The organism is Streptomyces yatensis (assembly GCF_018069625.1).
GTDB classification, from domain to species: Bacteria; Actinomycetota; Actinomycetes; order Streptomycetales; family Streptomycetaceae; genus Streptomyces; species Streptomyces yatensis.
The window spans coordinates 7,099,498-7,113,277 of sequence record NZ_CP072941.1; the positions used below are offsets into that span (position 1 = coordinate 7,099,498).

General features: G+C 71.7%; 14 protein-coding genes. 8 read left to right on the plus strand and 6 right to left on the minus strand.

What is annotated here, in order from left to right; genetic code table 11:
• The first annotated feature begins 31 nt into the window (after positions 1-31).
• Positions 32-787 carry an SCO2400 family protein gene (locus tag J8403_RS29425; protein WP_211125802.1) on the plus strand — a complete coding sequence of 252 codons (756 nt, stop codon included), beginning with the start codon at positions 32-34 and terminating at the stop codon, positions 785-787.
• A gap of 238 nt (positions 788-1,025) precedes the next feature.
• On the opposite strand, the gene J8403_RS29430 is transcribed toward J8403_RS29425, so the two are convergent.
• A complete protein-coding gene (locus J8403_RS29430) occupies positions 1,026-1,454 on the minus strand; it encodes a MarR family winged helix-turn-helix transcriptional regulator (RefSeq protein WP_137965625.1) in 429 nt (142 codons plus the stop codon).
• 88 nt (positions 1,455-1,542) lie between these two features.
• Between J8403_RS29430 and J8403_RS29435 the strand changes: the two genes are divergently transcribed.
• The 3 genes from J8403_RS29435 to arfA all read left to right on the plus strand — a co-directional run bounded on the left by J8403_RS29435 (position 1,543) and on the right by arfA (position 4,989).
• The gene (locus J8403_RS29435; RefSeq protein WP_211125803.1) at positions 1,543-2,562 is read left to right on the plus strand and encodes an NADP-dependent oxidoreductase; all 1,020 of its coding nucleotides are present in this window, start codon (positions 1,543-1,545) and stop codon (positions 2,560-2,562) included.
• A 230-nt stretch (positions 2,563-2,792) separates the two neighbouring features.
• Positions 2,793-3,191, plus strand: a complete 399-nt coding sequence (locus J8403_RS29440; RefSeq protein ID WP_211125804.1) for a hypothetical protein — start codon at positions 2,793-2,795, stop codon at positions 3,189-3,191.
• 256 nt (positions 3,192-3,447) lie between these two features.
• Complete coding sequence (gene arfA / locus J8403_RS29445; RefSeq protein WP_211125805.1) at positions 3,448-4,989, plus strand: arabinosylfuranosidase ArfA; 1,542 nt, start codon at positions 3,448-3,450, stop codon at positions 4,987-4,989.
• 18 nt (positions 4,990-5,007) lie between these two features.
• On the opposite strand, the gene J8403_RS29450 is transcribed toward arfA, so the two are convergent.
• Positions 5,008-5,796, minus strand: a complete 789-nt coding sequence (locus tag J8403_RS29450) for a GNAT family N-acetyltransferase (RefSeq protein ID WP_211125806.1) — start codon at positions 5,794-5,796, stop codon at positions 5,008-5,010.
• A 161-nt stretch (positions 5,797-5,957) separates the two neighbouring features.
• Positions 5,958-6,749, minus strand: coding sequence for an intradiol ring-cleavage dioxygenase (locus tag J8403_RS29455; RefSeq protein WP_211125807.1), 792 nt, complete (start codon positions 6,747-6,749; stop codon positions 5,958-5,960).
• 322 nt (positions 6,750-7,071) lie between these two features.
• Here J8403_RS29455 and J8403_RS29460 point away from each other — a divergent pair, with 322 nt between their 5' ends.
• Positions 7,072-7,305, plus strand: coding sequence for a hypothetical protein (locus tag J8403_RS29460; protein ID WP_211125808.1), 234 nt, complete (start codon positions 7,072-7,074; stop codon positions 7,303-7,305).
• Positions 7,306-7,390: 85 nt separating this feature from the next.
• On the opposite strand, the gene J8403_RS29465 is transcribed toward J8403_RS29460, so the two are convergent.
• Complete coding sequence (locus J8403_RS29465) at positions 7,391-9,097, minus strand: PHP domain-containing protein (protein WP_246586045.1); 1,707 nt, start codon at positions 9,095-9,097, stop codon at positions 7,391-7,393.
• A gap of 94 nt (positions 9,098-9,191) precedes the next feature.
• On the opposite strand from J8403_RS29465, the gene J8403_RS29470 reads away from it, so the two are divergent.
• Together J8403_RS29470 and J8403_RS29475 are read left to right on the plus strand one after the other, a co-directional pair.
• Positions 9,192-10,538 (plus strand): jacalin-like lectin, encoded by a 1,347-nt coding sequence (locus J8403_RS29470; RefSeq protein ID WP_211125810.1) that lies wholly within the window; start codon positions 9,192-9,194, stop codon positions 10,536-10,538.
• Positions 10,539-10,556: 18 nt separating this feature from the next.
• Positions 10,557-11,354, plus strand: a complete 798-nt coding sequence (locus tag J8403_RS29475) for an EI24 domain-containing protein (protein WP_211125811.1) — start codon at positions 10,557-10,559, stop codon at positions 11,352-11,354.
• A 20-nt stretch (positions 11,355-11,374) separates the two neighbouring features.
• On the opposite strand, the gene J8403_RS29480 is transcribed toward J8403_RS29475, so the two are convergent.
• Complete coding sequence (locus J8403_RS29480) at positions 11,375-11,875, minus strand: Rossmann-fold NAD(P)-binding domain-containing protein (RefSeq protein ID WP_211125812.1); 501 nt, start codon at positions 11,873-11,875, stop codon at positions 11,375-11,377.
• An 81-nt stretch (positions 11,876-11,956) separates the two neighbouring features.
• Between J8403_RS29480 and J8403_RS29485 the strand changes: the two genes are divergently transcribed.
• Positions 11,957-12,436 (plus strand): NUDIX hydrolase, encoded by a 480-nt coding sequence (locus tag J8403_RS29485; protein WP_211125813.1) that lies wholly within the window; start codon positions 11,957-11,959, stop codon positions 12,434-12,436.
• Here the strand turns inward: J8403_RS29485 and J8403_RS29490 are convergent.
• Positions 12,401-13,675 (minus strand): pyroglutamyl-peptidase I, encoded by a 1,275-nt coding sequence (locus J8403_RS29490; protein ID WP_211125814.1) that lies wholly within the window; start codon positions 13,673-13,675, stop codon positions 12,401-12,403. The two genes, J8403_RS29485 and J8403_RS29490, sit on opposite strands and share 36 nt — an antisense overlap.
• Between the last annotated feature and the right edge of the window lie 105 nt (positions 13,676-13,780).

The following is a 13,780-nucleotide window of genomic DNA, read 5'->3' on the forward strand; positions in this document are numbered from 1 at the left end:
TACCCGTTGGTCACATAACCTGCCCGGCGAAATGGATTACTGCTCTCCCTGCCGCCGCCATCTCAACGGTGCCGTCTCCTGCCCTGGTTGCGGGACGCCCGCTGGGGACCTCGGCCTGCCCGCCGCCGCATCGGACACGGCACACGAGGGCGGGGCCGACACGCCCGCGCCCCGGGCGGAGCGGAGAGCCGACCGGCGCGCGGCGCAGGCGTCCCCCGCCGTCGGCGCCACCCGCGCCTCGCGCCGCAAGCCCAAGCCCCGCCTCATCGGCAGCCGCGCCCGTCGGGCCCGCCGGGGCCGTGGCCGTCGGGTGACGATCATGGCGGCGGTGCTCGGCCCGGTGCTGGCCGCGGTGTTCGTGGCCGAGCTGGCCACCGAGGGGCACTGGCGGGAGTCCTCCCCGTCGCCCAGCCGGCAGGAGCCGGTGGCCGACCGCAGCGGCGGGGTGTCGGACTCCGACGAGCCGGTCACCGAGGACACCTCCGGCCCGAGCGAGCTCCCCTCGGCGTCGGACAGCGGCCAGGACGAGGACAAGGACGCGTCCAAGGACAAGGACAAGGGCGACGGGAAGTCCGAGGACGACAAGGACGGCACCTCGTCCGATCCGGACGGGGACTCGTCCTCGGATCCCTCGGACGCCACCTCCTCGGCCCCGGGCGGCCCCGGTACGACCCAGGGGCCCACCGCGCCGTCGCATCCGGGGCCCACCGCCCCGGCGACCGTCGCACCGACGCCGACCCCGTCGCCCTCGGAGACCTGCAATCGCTTCCTGTGGTGGTGCACCTAGGTATCCGCTGGGCCTTGACGCCCGCGGCGAGCTGCTCCCCTCCCCGCCCCTTCCCGAAACTGAGGCTTCGCCCCGGACCCCGGATCAGGGCTCCGCCCCGGACCCCGGGGTCCCAGGGGCGGAGCCCCTGGTGTCGGGGAAGGGGCGGGGAGGGGAAAGATCCGCCGGACACCCCGCAGCCGGGCGTCCCGGCGACGCGCATTCGCGATGCTCTACGGCGCGGCTTACGGCACGGCCATTACGGCGCGACGCCCAGCATCCGCTTGAGCAGATCGCGCAGCACCGTACGCTCCTCGTCCGAGAGCTCGGCCAGCGGTTCGCGCGCGAAGTCGAGCGAGCCCCGGAGCCGTTCGGCGGTCTCCCGGCCCGCCTCGGTGGCGGCGGCCAGCTTGACCCGCCGGTCGGCCGGGTCCAGGCGGCGCTCGGCGAAGCCGCGCGACTCCAGACGGTCCACGATCCCGGTGACGTTCGACGGCTCGCACTTCAGCTGCTGGGCGAGCCGGCGCATCGGCGTCGGGCCGCCGGAGAGCAGGCCCAGCACCCGGGCCTGTGCCCCGGTGAGGGAGTGCTTGGCCGCGGCCTCCTCGTATTCCTCGTGATAACGGGCCACGATGGTGCCGATGAGCTCGACGACCTCGAGGGTCAGCGGGTCGATGCGGGACGTCATGCCAACCAGCGTACCCATTTACTTGACAGCATGAAATATCCAGCAGCATGATTGTTTCATCTGCTGAAACGTATGAGAGGCACCTTCCATGTCCGTCATCCCCACCACCGGCCGTGAATGGCACCTGGTCGCCCGCCCCCAGGGGTGGCCGAAGCCGGAGGACTTCGCGCTGCGCGAGGCCCCGGTCTCCGAGCCGGGCCCCGGGCAGGCGCTGGTCCGCAATCTCTACATGTCGGTGGACCCGTATATGCGCGGGCGCATGAACGACGTGAAGTCGTACACGCCGCCGTTCCAGCTCGACCAGCCGATGGAAGGCGGCGCGGTCGGCAAGGTCATCGCCTCCAACGCGGAGGGGCTCTCCGTCGGCGACCACGTCCTGCACTTCGGCGGCTGGCGTGAGTACGCGACGGTGAGCGCCAAGAGCGCCGTCAAGGTCGACCCCGAGGTCGCCCCGCTCCCCGCCTACCTCGGCGTGCTCGGCATGCCCGGCCTCACCGCGTACGCGGGGCTGCTGGAGGTCGCCTCCTTCAAGGAGGGCGACGCGGTCTTCGTCTCGGGCGCGGCGGGCGCGGTCGGCAGCGAGGTCGGCCAGATCGCCAAGCTCAAGGGCGCCTCCCGGGTGATCGGCAGCGCCGGTTCGGACGAGAAGGTCCGGGTGCTGCTCGACGAGTACGGCTTCGACGCGGCCTTCAACTACAAGAAGGGCCCGGTCGCCGAGCAGCTGAAGGAGGCCGCGCCCGACGGGATCGACGTCTACTTCGACAACGTCGGCGGCGAGCACCTCGAGGCCGCCATCGGCCGCCTCAAGGTGCACGGCCGGATCACCGTCTGCGGCATGATCTCGCAGTACAACGTCACCGAGCCGCCCGCCGCCCCGCGCAACCTGGCGATGGTCATCGGCAAGCGGCTGCGGATGCAGGGCATGCTGGTGGGGGACCACCAGGCGCTGCAGGGGCAGTTCTTCGAGGAGGTCGGCGGCTGGATCCGCGAGGGCAAGCTGCACTACCGCGAGACCGTCATCAAGGGTGTGGAGAACGGGGTGGAGGCCTTCCTCGGCATGCTCCGCGGTGAGAACACCGGCAAGATGATCGTCGCCTTCGAGGACTGACGAGCCGAGGACCCGGCGAGGAGCCGGGCCACGGATCCGACGCCCCCTGCCATCCGCTGGCAGGGGGCGTCGGCCGGTCGGCTACCGCGGCACCACCGTCGCCGGCGAACGCCCCGGCACCGGCGCTGGTACCGGCCCCGCGCATGAGGTGATGTACCCGGGGGTGGTGGGTACCCGAGGAGATCCGGCGTTCGCCGGAGCCGTAAGAACCGAACGGAAAGGTGGCCCCCATGTCCACGCTGGCCGGTCCGGAACAGCCTCGGTCCGCCTCGCAGGTGCTGGTGGCGGTGAGCGGGATCTCGCGCTACGACGCCGAGGCCGTGTTCGGTGTGCTGCGCACGTGCTACGAGTCCGACGAGGCGACCACGAACCTTCCGCAGGACGCGGGGGAGGGGCGGCCCACGGTGTGGACCTCCGTCTTCGAGGTGGCCGACCCCCGCGAAGAGCCCCGACCCGCCTCCCTGACGGCCCCCGTCACCGCCGACCTCCAGGGCGGCCCCCGCCAGGTGCAACAGGTGGCGGACGTCCTGGCCCGCGCCTTCGAGGTCCGCGAGCAGGGTGCGGTGGCGGGTGACCAGGAGCGGGAGCTGCGGCTCAGGCTGTCCAGCACGGGGATGCGCCCGGAGTAGGGCGGGGCGCGGATGGCGCGGCCGGGTGGTGATCGGCCGGGCGGCGCGGCTGAGCTGCGGAGTTGTGTGCGGCGCGAGACGAAACCCGCGCCCGACCGAGCCGCGCACCCCGAACAACGCACCCCCGCCCCGCCATTGACGCACGTGGCGGCGAGATCTTACCGTCACGTTCGAAGAAACGAGCGCTGGTCGATATGCCGAATAGCCGCGAAACCGCGACGTCGCGTGGTCGCGGCACCCGAAGAGATGGGCCGCCATGCCGCAGACCCCTTCCCCTTCCGCCTCCGCCGCCTCTGCCACCGCCTCCGCCCGGTTCACCCTCGACCCCGCCTTCGCCGTCGGCGAGGTCAACCCCCGCCTCTTCGGCTCGTTCGTCGAGCACCTCGGCCGCTGCGTCTACACCGGCATCCATGAGCCCGGCCACCCGGCCGCCGACGAGGCCGGGCTGCGGACCGATGTCCTCGCGCTGATCCGCGAGCTGGGCGTCAGCGTCATCCGGTATCCCGGTGGCAACTTCGTCTCCGGCTACAAGTGGGAGGACGGCGTCGGGCCGGTGGAGGAGCGGCCGCGCCGGCTCGATCTCGCGTGGCGGTCCACCGAGACCAATCGGTTCGGTCTCTCGGAGTACATCGACTTCGTCCGCAAGGTCGACGGCGAGCCCATGATGGCGCTCAACCTCGGCACACGCGGTGTCGCGGACGCCCTTGAGCTGCAGGAGTACGCGAACCACCCGTCCGGCACCGCCCTCGCCGACCTGCGGATCGGCCACGGCGACAAGGATCCGTACGGCATCCGGCTGTGGTGTCTGGGCAATGAGATGGACGGCCCCTGGCAGACCGGGCACAAGACCGCCGAGGAGTACGGACGGCTCGCCGCCGAGACCGCCCGCGCGATGCGGCAGATCGACCCGGAGGTGGAGCTGGTGGCCTGCGGCAGTTCCAACCAGTCGATGCCGACGTTCGCCACCTGGGAGGCGACGGTCCTGCGGGAGACGTATGACCTGGTCGACCACATCTCCCTGCACGCCTACTACGAGGAGCGCGACGGCGACCGCGACTCCTTCCTCGCCTCGGCCGTGGACATGGAGTCCTTCATCGAGAACGTCGTCGCCACCTGCGATCACATCGGCGCCCGGCTGAAGTCGAAGAAGAAGATCAACCTGTCCTTCGACGAGTGGAACGTCTGGTACCAGACCCACTATCACCACGCCGAGCCGCTCAACTGGGAGGAGGCCCCGCGCCTCCTGGAGGACAACTACTCCGTCACCGACGCCGTCGTGGTCGGCTCGCTGCTGATCGCCCTGCTCCGCCACGCCGACCGCGTCACCGTCGCCTGCCTCGCCCAGCTGGTCAACGTCATCGCCCCGATCATGACCGAACCGGGCGGCCCCGCCTGGCGGCAGACCACCTTCTACCCCTTCGCGCAGGCGTCGGCCCATGGGCGGGGGAGGGTGCTGCAGGTCAACGTCGACGGCCCGGCGTACGAGACGGCCGTCTACGGCGAGGTCCCGCTGCTGCACGCCACCGCCGTCCTCGACGAGTCCACCGGCGCGGTGACGGTCTTCGCGGTCAACCGCGACCAGCAGCGCCCCCTCCCGCTGGAGGTCGCCCTGCACGCCCTGCCGGTGACCCGCGTCGTCGAGCACACCGTCCTCGCCGACGCGGACCCCGAGGCCCGTAACACCCTCACGGACCCCGAGCGCGTCACCCCGCACCCCGGCGAGGGCACGGCGCTCGCGGACGGCGCCCTGCGCACCACGCTGGAGCCGATGTCCTGGAACGTCATCCGCCTGGCCTGAGCGCCTGGCCTGAGCGACTTACGCCTCGTGGTGGGGATCGTAGATGTAGGGAGTCGTGGTGCTCAGCACGGTGAACCCCAGTCGTTCCAGGATGGGGCGGCTCTGGTCGGTGGCGTCGACTTGGAGGTAGCGGTAGCCGAGGTCGGCGGCGGTCCGGGCGCGGTGGGCGACCAGAGCCCGGTAGATGCCCCGGCCTCGCCAGGCAGCCACGGTGCCGCCGCCCCAGAGACCGGCGAAGTCGGTGCCCGGGTTCAGTTCCATCCGCGCCGCGCACACGGGCAGGTCGCCGGCCATCGCGACGACCATGCTGAGGGTTTCGGAGTTCTCGGCGAGCTGGGCGAGCAGCCGCTGCCGCAGGTGGGCGCTGCTGGTGCCGAAGGCCTGTTCGTGGACGTTCGCCACGAGGTCCACCCCGGCGGGGTCGGTCACCGGACGCAGGTGGACGCCTTCGGGCAGTGTGGCGTCGGTGGGCAGGTCCCGGACCGGCGCGACCATCACCGCCTCCTGCGGCTCGGGCGTGAACCCGGCCGACGTCAGCCGCCTCCCGAGGTCACCGGGCCGGTCGTGGGCGTATGCCTTCCATTCGAACTCGCGGCCGAGCGAGGCGAAGTACCGCGTCTGGGCTGTGATCGCGGCGTCCGCCGTGCTCTCGTCGAGGTCCGTCCAGAGGATGCCGTTCCAGTCGTGATCCGTGCCGACCTGCCGCACGACGTTGCCGTCACGCTCGACACGGGTTCCGTGGCCGTCGGCCCGCGCGTCGCGCCTCAGCTGGCGGTCCAACAAGGCAAGTACTTCTTCAGGGTTCATTCCGCTCACTCCAGCATGGGGAGGGCGACCGCACCACTGGGTTTCTCCCGTCCCCCGCCGATGGGAGTGATCGTGTGGAACGTGGGAGGCGCTCGGCCGGGCTCGCCCGGCCGAGCGCCACTCTGGGCCTGGGATTCAGCTCGGTGGCCGCTGGGTGCGGGTCAGGCGTCCGGGTCGACGCCGACCGTGAGCGTGCCGCGGTAACCGGCGGACGGGGTGCTGCCCAGCGCCGTCACGGCGAGCAGCCCGGCGGCGGTGCCGCCGTTGCCGTAGATGCCGTCGGCGGACAGGGGAGTGCGGGGGACGGTGTTGGTGGAGTACGGGGAGAGCTTGGCCACCGCCTCGGTGATCTTCTCGTCGAAGAAGAGCTGTCCGGTGTGGATCTCGTTGCCGCCGGTGAACGAGCCGTCCGGGGTGAGCGTGACGTCCGTGTGCACCTTGAGGTGGACATGGATGCAGCGGCCGCGGTACCAGCCGGGATAGATGCCGGTGAGGTTGGCCACCCCGTCGGCGCCGGTGAGCACGGCACCGCGCAGGAATGTGCCGTCGTCCGGCTCCTGGTGGCCGTTGTTGCCGACGAAGCCGGAGTACTCGCCGAGTGCGTCGCAGTACCAGATCTCCACCAGCGCCTTGTTGAGCGGTGCGCAGGTGGCGGTGTCCACGACGGTGAGGGTGAGCTGGAGCGGGACCCCCTTCTTGTCCTCGGCGACGTTGGCACGGACGAGGGCGTGGTCGAGGTAGTACGGGCCCTCGGTGAGCTCCTTGGTGAGCGTGCAGATGGCGGCGGCGTCGCGGGCCGCCGCAACCCGGGCGTTCGTGGTGGCCGTGGAGGCCGTCTCGGGGCGGGCGGCGGCCGTGCCCGCGCCGATTCCGATGGCCGCGGCGGCCGCGCTTCCGGCGACCAGGACGCGTCGTCGCCCCATGGGGGCGGAGGATAAGTCTGTCATGGGCATGGAAAGGTAGGGGCGGTGTCTGTGGGACGCCTGTGGATTCGGCAAAGTCCGTCCCCGTCAACTCTCCTTATGGCCAACTCCCTTGCGGCAAGGGGGTGTTGACAGCGTCACAAGCGCTTACTAGCTTCTTCCGGGATGGCTGCTGGCCGCCGGGGCGATCCTGACCGCACCGCCCGGCGTCAGGGCCCCGCACCCGTCAGAGCCGCACCTTTGGCGATCTCCACCGGCCTTTGCGATCAGCGTGCTTGTCCGCTCATTCGCGCTCATCCCGCAAGCGATTACCCCTCCCGTGTGGAGATCCTCCGAATGAGAGGACTCCCCTATGCGCTCGACGCACGACCACGGCACCACGGGCGACATCGGTGGTGTCACCGGCGCCACCGGTGTCACCAGCGCCTTGAGCACCCCCGTCACCGCCCGCGACCGGCGCCGGCTGACGGCGGTCGCGGCGGGCGTTGCCGCGGTGCTCGCCCTCGGCGGCCTCTCCACGGTCTCCGGCCATGACGCGGAAACCGGTGTGCACTCCCGGACGGGCGCGCAGCCGGGCAAGCTCTGAGGCGCGGATGCGCCCCGCCCGGTCGTCAGGACGGACGACGCACCCCGCCCGGTCGTCAGGACGGACGACGCACCCGGCCCGGTCGTCAGGAGGGCAGCACCCACATGGGGTTGGCGTAGAACCACAGGTCGCGCCAGGGATCCGCATCGCCCGGCACATCCATCGCCGGGCCGTGCGGATCCACCGCCGCGCCCCGCGCGCCCACCGCCGTCCGGTTGCCGTCGGTCCCGCGCAGCCGTACGTACAGCGGACGGTCCACGGCGCCGAGGTCGTAGGAGAGCCGCACCGCCCCCGATGTGCGGCTGATCTCGAACGACTTCACCACCCGGGTGCGCGGTGCCGCGAACGTGTCGCGGTCGCCGACCGCCCCCGTGACCTCGCCCTGGATGACGTCCACCCGCGCCAACTTCGGCGCAAACCCCGCCCAGTTGGTGCCGTTCGCCAGCGCGATGTCCACCTCGAGCCGCGCCCGGGCGCCCCGCGCCACATGCAGGGTGCCGCCGAGGGTGACCGAGCGGCCCCGGCTCCCACCGTCACGCCCATCGCCGCTGAGCCGCGCGTCGAGGCCGCTGATCAGGCCGCCGTGGTCCACCCAGACCCGGCCCGCCCGGATGCCGTCCATGACGGCGGCGTACGAGAAGTCCTCGGCGCCCACATGGGTGCGACTGTACTGGCCCGGCCAGTAGTCGTTCTCCTCCAGGTCCAGCCCGCCCCGGTACACCGGGTCGTCCTGCCGCCCGTTGGTCTCGAAGTCGCTGCCGGGGCCGCGCATCGCGGTGTCGGCGTAGACGTTGTGGGAGTCGGAGTTGGCGGTGATCCACCACGGCTTGCCCTCGGCGAGCAGGCTGTCCCACAGCCCGCCCACCGTCGCCGTCATCCAGTCGAAGCCGCCCCAGGTGCGGTACGACTCGGCCGGGTACGCGGCGAAGGACTGCGGGCCGGGGGCGTTTTCGTACAGTCCGCGCGCACCGCCCGGGCCGTGTGCGGAGGCCGGGATCCCGGCCGCCTGGTGGCCCGGCGCGCCCTCCATGCCGACGGCGATGTGCGGCTGGGCGTCCCGCCAGCCGCGGATCTCGTGCGGGGAGTCGAGGCCCTTGCGGGCGGGGTGGTTGGCGAGCATCAGCGCGGCCTTGACGCGCCGCCGGCGCACCGCGTCGGAGAGGAAGTCGAGACCGGCGATGGCCAGGGCCTCGTTCTGCGGGGTGGAGTCGCCGGCGTTCTTGACCGACCCGTCGAAGGAGGTCTCGAACTCCTTGAGCACCGCCACCTCGTCACGGCCGGGGTGGACGAAGACCGTGCCGTGCTCGGCGCCGGGGATGTTCCACTCCAGCCCCTGGAAGACGAGTGCGTCCCGGTGGGTCTCGCGCGCCTCGCGGATATCGGGGTTGACCTTCTCGACCCCGATCCGGGCGTGGGTGATGTTCCCGTGGTCGGTGATCACCATCCAGTCCAGGCCGTGCCGGGCGCCCTGCCGCACCTGGTCGATGACCCGGTACTTGCCGTCGTTGCTGTACTGGGTGTGGATGTGATGGTCCCCGGCCAGCCACAGATAGCCGCCGCCGTGCTGCCGGGAGCCGGGCGCCGCACGGGTCGCCGCGACGGCGCGCGCGGCGCCGCCGTCCAGCACGCTCACGGCACCGAGCCCCGCGCCCAGCAGCCCCGCGCGGCGCAGCATCGAACGCCGGGAGAGCTGGTCGGGGGTCAGCTCCTCGTCCCGTACGGACAGGTCGAGGGCGGGGGGAAGGCTGTGCACCGCGTGTTCATCATGAGGGTGGTGATGTCCGGGGGCCATGAGCGCGAAGGTAAGGAACGCGGTTGAACACCAGCCGAACACCGCACGTGCAACAGCCCCTTGTCACCGGTTCATCAGCCGAGAGGATGCCTCCTTGAGACTCATCGGACGCTTATCCGTCGCTGCCGCGGCGGCGCTCACCCTCTGTGCCACTGCCACGACATCCGGCGCCACGCCCGCCGTGGCGGACACCGGGACCCACCAGGCCACCTCGGGCACGTTCAACGTCCTGACCTACAACGTGGCCGGGCTCCCCGAGGGCCTGTCCTCCGGCCACCCCGCCAAGAACACCCCGCTGATCTCGCCCCGGCTCGGCGCGTACGACATCGTCAACGTCCAGGAGGACTTCAACTACCACGCCGCGCTCTACGCCGGTGACGACCATCCGTACCGCACCCCCACCAGCGGTGGCGCCGGTTTCGGCGACGGCCTCAACACCCTCTCCGACCTGCCGTACGACGACTTCGAGCGGGTGACGTGGAAGAGGTGCAACGGCACCGACTGCCTCACCCCGAAGGGCTTCACCCTCGCCCGGGTGCGGCTGGCCGAGGGCGCGTATCTCGACCTGTACAACGTGCACACCAACGCGGGGACGACGGACGCCGATCTCGCCGCGCGCCGCGCCAACATCAGCCAGCTCTCCGACTACATCACCGCCAACTCCGCCGGCAACGCGGTGCTCGTCATGGGCGACACGAACACCCGCTACACCCGCACCGCCGACAACATCCGCGATCTGGCCACCCGTAATGGCCTCACCGACGCGTGGGTGGATCTCGTCCGGGGCGGCTCGGCGCCGCCCGCCGGTTCCGACGCGCTCGTCTGTGACCCCGAGAACGTCACCGACACCTGCGAGGTCGTGGACAAGGTCCTCTACCGCTCCGGCCCGCTGCTCTCGCTCACCGCCACCCGCTATCACAACGAGCACACATCGTTCCTGGACGCCGAGGACAAGCCGCTGTCCGACCACTATCCGCACACCGTGGACCTGTCCTGGCACACCTCCGGCGCCCTGCGCGCCAGCGACCAGTTCGGCGGCCCGCACGGCACGGCCTTCAACGACGCCGACGACCTGCCCGCCGCACCGCCCGCGCCCCGCACCCTCACCCTGCGCGGTGGCTCCCGGCTGGACGCGGTGTCCCTGGCCATGGACGGCGGCGCGACCCTCACCCACGGCGGCACGGGCGGCACCCCGGTCTCCCTCACCCTCGGCCCCGCCGAACACCTCACCTCCGTGACCCTCACCCGGGGCCGGAAGGACGGCCGTACCCGGGTCTTCTCGGCGGCGTTCACCACCGACACGGGCCGTACGGTGACGGCGGGATCGCCCACGTCGGACGCCGCCACCTACACCGCCCCCGCGGGCTGGCGGATCGTGGGCTTCACCGGCCGCGCCGGTGACGAGATCGATAAACTCGGCGTCCTTTTCGCGCCACGTTAGGCCAGTAGGCTTCGGCCCATGCGTGATCTTGTGAATGGCTTCGGTTATCTGATGAAGGGGCAGCGCTGGGCGGCCCGGCACGGGAGATGGTGGGGGTTCGGGATGATTCCCGCCCTGATCACCCTCGTCGGCTACGCGGCGGCCCTCGTCGCCCTCTTCTTCTGGACCGATGACGTCATCGCATGGGCCACGCCCTTCGCCGACGACTGGTCATCGCCCTGGCTCGGCATCTTCCGCGGCGCGCTCACGATCCTCTTCGCCGCCACCTGCCTCTTCCTCGCCGTCCTCACCTTCACCGCGGTCACGCTCCTGGTCGGCCAGCCCTTCTACGAGTCGCTCTCCGAGCAGGTCGACCGCTCCGAGGGCGGCGCGGTCCCCGACTCCGGCCTGTCGATCTGGGCGGAGCTGTGGATAGGGCTGCGCGAGGCCATCGCGTTGCTCATCCGCGTCACCCTCTGGAGCGTGCTCTTCTTCGCGCTCGGCTTCATCCCGGGCGTCGGCCAGACCGTGATCCCCGCGGTGGCCTTCTGCGTGACCGGCTTCTTCCTCACCGAGGAACTCACCTCGATCGCCCTGCTGCGCCGTGGAGTCCTGCTGAAGGAGCGCCGCCGCATGCTCCGCTCCCGCCGCCTCCTCTCCCTCGGCTTCGGCGTCCCGCTGTCCCTCCTCTTCCTGCTCCCCCTGGTCGCGGTCTTCCTGATGCCGGGCGCCGTCGCGGGCGCGACCCTGCTGGTCCGCGACCTGACGGGCGAGGACGAGGACGCGACGCCGCAGGGCGAGACGGCGGTGGGCCCGGCCTTCAACGGCGCGCCGTAACGCCCTGCGGCGCAGTTGGGTTACCAGGCCGTCTTGGGCGTGGGCCACCAGCCGGCCCGCTCGACCGGGGTCGCGGCCGAGCCGGTGATCCGCGGGACGACATCGGTCACCGCGGACAGCTCACCGCTCGCGATGGCCTGGTACCAGGAGATCCAGCTCTCGATCTGCACCCCGTTGATGCCCAGCCGCCACCGCCGCGCGAAGGCTTCCTCCACGGTCTCGGGGACATAGCGGTAGGGCCGTCCGGTGGCCGAGGCGATCCGGGCGACCATTTCTTCAAGGGTGAGCGCCTCGGGCCCGGTGACCTCCAGCGTCGCCCCGTCGTGCGCGGAGCGGGGCCCCTCGTCCAGGGCGACGGCCGTGATCACATCGGCGATGTCGTCGTGGGTGACGAAGGCGGCCCGGCCATCTCCGCCGGGGCCGCTCACCACAAGGTCATCGTCGGCGAGGGCGGCGGGCGTCGAGGCGTAGATGCCCGCCCGGACGATCACGGCGACGCCTTCGGCGATGACGGATTTCATGGCCGGGGAATCGCTCGTCCCGTCGTGATGAACGTGCCGTACGCGGCGATGGTGCGGTGATGGCCGCTACGCTCGCCGGCCATGAGCGACGATATTAAGGGGCATGGGCCGGTCCGTGACGCCTCTGTCGTGGTGGCCCGCGACGCCGATGGGCTGGTGGCCGTGTTGAGCGCGGATTTCCCCCGCCATGGCGGTGAGTATCTGTTCCTGCCGGGCGGGCGCAGGGAGGCGGGGGAAACGGCGGAGGAGTGTGCGCGGCGGGAGTTGCGGGAGGAGGCCGGGGTCATGGCGGAGAAGTGGCGTTCGCTGGGGTCGTATGCGATGACGCTCGGCTCCACGGCGCGGGTGCATCTTTTCGAGGCCCGACGGCTGACCGTCGGGCCTCAGGAACTCACGCCTACTAAACAGGACTTCAAGCTTTCGTGGTGGTCGATGGGGGATGCGATCGACGCGGTCGGGCAGGGCCGCTTTCTGCTTCCGGCTGGGCCCTTGGCGCTGTTGCTCGCCGATCGAGGGCCCGGGGTCTCAGCGGGTCGTGTTTGCGACCACCGTGAGGATTGAGCGGACCTGGGCGGTGATGGCTTCCCGGTGGTGGACGAAGTCGGGGTCGGTGATCTGGCCCGTGGTGGGGTCGGTGTTGCCCGGGCCGAACTGGAGGACGGGGGTGTGGAGATGGCCGCCCGGGGCCTTCAGGGCGACCGCGTCGCGCAGCAGGGTGGCGCGGTAGGCGATCTCGTTGGAGAGGTAGTCGCCGCCACCGCCCGCGCGGGCCGTCGAGCCGGGGGTCGGGCCGTTCGGCTGGACCACCGGGGTCGTGGCGCCCGCCGGGATCTCGGTGACCTCGGTGTGGTCGTGGACGCGGACCGGGCCGGTGTTCGCCGAGACGATCTTGTCGTAGGGGAGGTTGGTCGTCGTCCACTGGGGCTGGGGGGTCGGGGTCGGTACACCGGACGGGATGGGCACGGTCTCGGTGCGGGAGATGTTGGCGTTGTCGGGGTAGCCGCCCCGCCAGGCGCCGTTGGTGCGCTCGACGTCGAAGCGGCCCACCCGGCCCTGGCTCACCGTCATGAACGCGTCCACCCGGCGCGGGCCCGACCGGAAGGCGGGCAGCAGGGTGCGCTCGACCGTGCCGTCCGCGAAGTCCGTCCAGCGGACGGGGAAGACGGCGGTCTCGACGCGGGCCGGGCCGTTGTCCGTGTGGATCGTCGTCCCGTCCAGGGCGAGCGCCGCCGCGCCGGAGGGGTTGGAGCGGCGTACGTCGTCGTCCAGCTGGAACGGGTCGAAGCCGGTGACCACGATGCGCTTGATGTGCTGACCGGCGGGGAGGTCGAGCGAGTCCTCGCCGCGTGAGGTGCGCTCCAGCGTGGTGAGGAGCGCGGCGCGGCGGGCCTCGGGGAGCGGGAAGCCCGGCTGCCACTGGCCGAGTGCGCGGGTCATGCCGAGCCGTGCCCAGTACAGCGGCCGGTCGTCGTCCCTGCTGAGGTCGCCGCCCGCGGGGCCCCGGCCCTGTGCGCGGTCCACGGCGCGCTGCCACAGGGCCCGGCCCTCGCGGGTGATCACGCGCTCGGCCTCGGCAGGGGACCGTACGCCCGCCAGTGCGCGGGCGAAGTCCGGCGCCGCGTCGTCGAACCCGCTGCGCCGCAGGATCTCCTGCGGCATGACCTCGTCGAGCCGTCGCTCCTCCACGGTGGGGGTGGCGGTGGTGTCGGCTGTGGCCGTCGCCGGCGCGGCGAGGCTCAGGGGAGCGGCGGTGAGCAGGGCGGCGCCGAGCAGGGCGAGCCGGGGGCGTATCGGTCTCATGCGGGGTCCTCTCGGGTGAGGAATGACGGGTGACGGGTGACGGGTGACGGGGGCTTGGGGCCGGGCGCCGGGGGCCGGGGGCCGGGGGGCCGGGGGAAACGACAA

Coding starts and splice junctions, on each gene's coding strand:
- J8403_RS29425 (WP_211125802.1), top strand. CDS start 32: ATGGATTACTGCTCTCCCTGCCGCCGCCATCTCAACGGTGCCGTCTCC.
- J8403_RS29430 (WP_137965625.1), bottom strand. CDS start 1,454: ATGACGTCCCGCATCGACCCGCTGACCCTCGAGGTCGTCGAGCTCATC.
- J8403_RS29435 (WP_211125803.1), top strand. CDS start 1,543: ATGTCCGTCATCCCCACCACCGGCCGTGAATGGCACCTGGTCGCCCGC.
- J8403_RS29440 (WP_211125804.1), top strand. CDS start 2,793: ATGTCCACGCTGGCCGGTCCGGAACAGCCTCGGTCCGCCTCGCAGGTG.
- arfA (WP_211125805.1), top strand. CDS start 3,448: ATGCCGCAGACCCCTTCCCCTTCCGCCTCCGCCGCCTCTGCCACCGCC.
- J8403_RS29450 (WP_211125806.1), bottom strand. CDS start 5,796: ATGAACCCTGAAGAAGTACTTGCCTTGTTGGACCGCCAGCTGAGGCGC.
- J8403_RS29455 (WP_211125807.1), bottom strand. CDS start 6,749: ATGCCCATGACAGACTTATCCTCCGCCCCCATGGGGCGACGACGCGTC.
- J8403_RS29460 (WP_211125808.1), top strand. CDS start 7,072: ATGCGCTCGACGCACGACCACGGCACCACGGGCGACATCGGTGGTGTC.
- J8403_RS29465 (WP_246586045.1), bottom strand. CDS start 9,097: ATGGCCCCCGGACATCACCACCCTCATGATGAACACGCGGTGCACAGC.
- J8403_RS29475 (WP_211125811.1), top strand. CDS start 10,557: ATGCGTGATCTTGTGAATGGCTTCGGTTATCTGATGAAGGGGCAGCGC.
- J8403_RS29480 (WP_211125812.1), bottom strand. CDS start 11,875: ATGAAATCCGTCATCGCCGAAGGCGTCGCCGTGATCGTCCGGGCGGGC.
- J8403_RS29485 (WP_211125813.1), top strand. CDS start 11,957: ATGAGCGACGATATTAAGGGGCATGGGCCGGTCCGTGACGCCTCTGTC.
- J8403_RS29490 (WP_211125814.1), bottom strand. CDS start 13,675: ATGAGACCGATACGCCCCCGGCTCGCCCTGCTCGGCGCCGCCCTGCTC.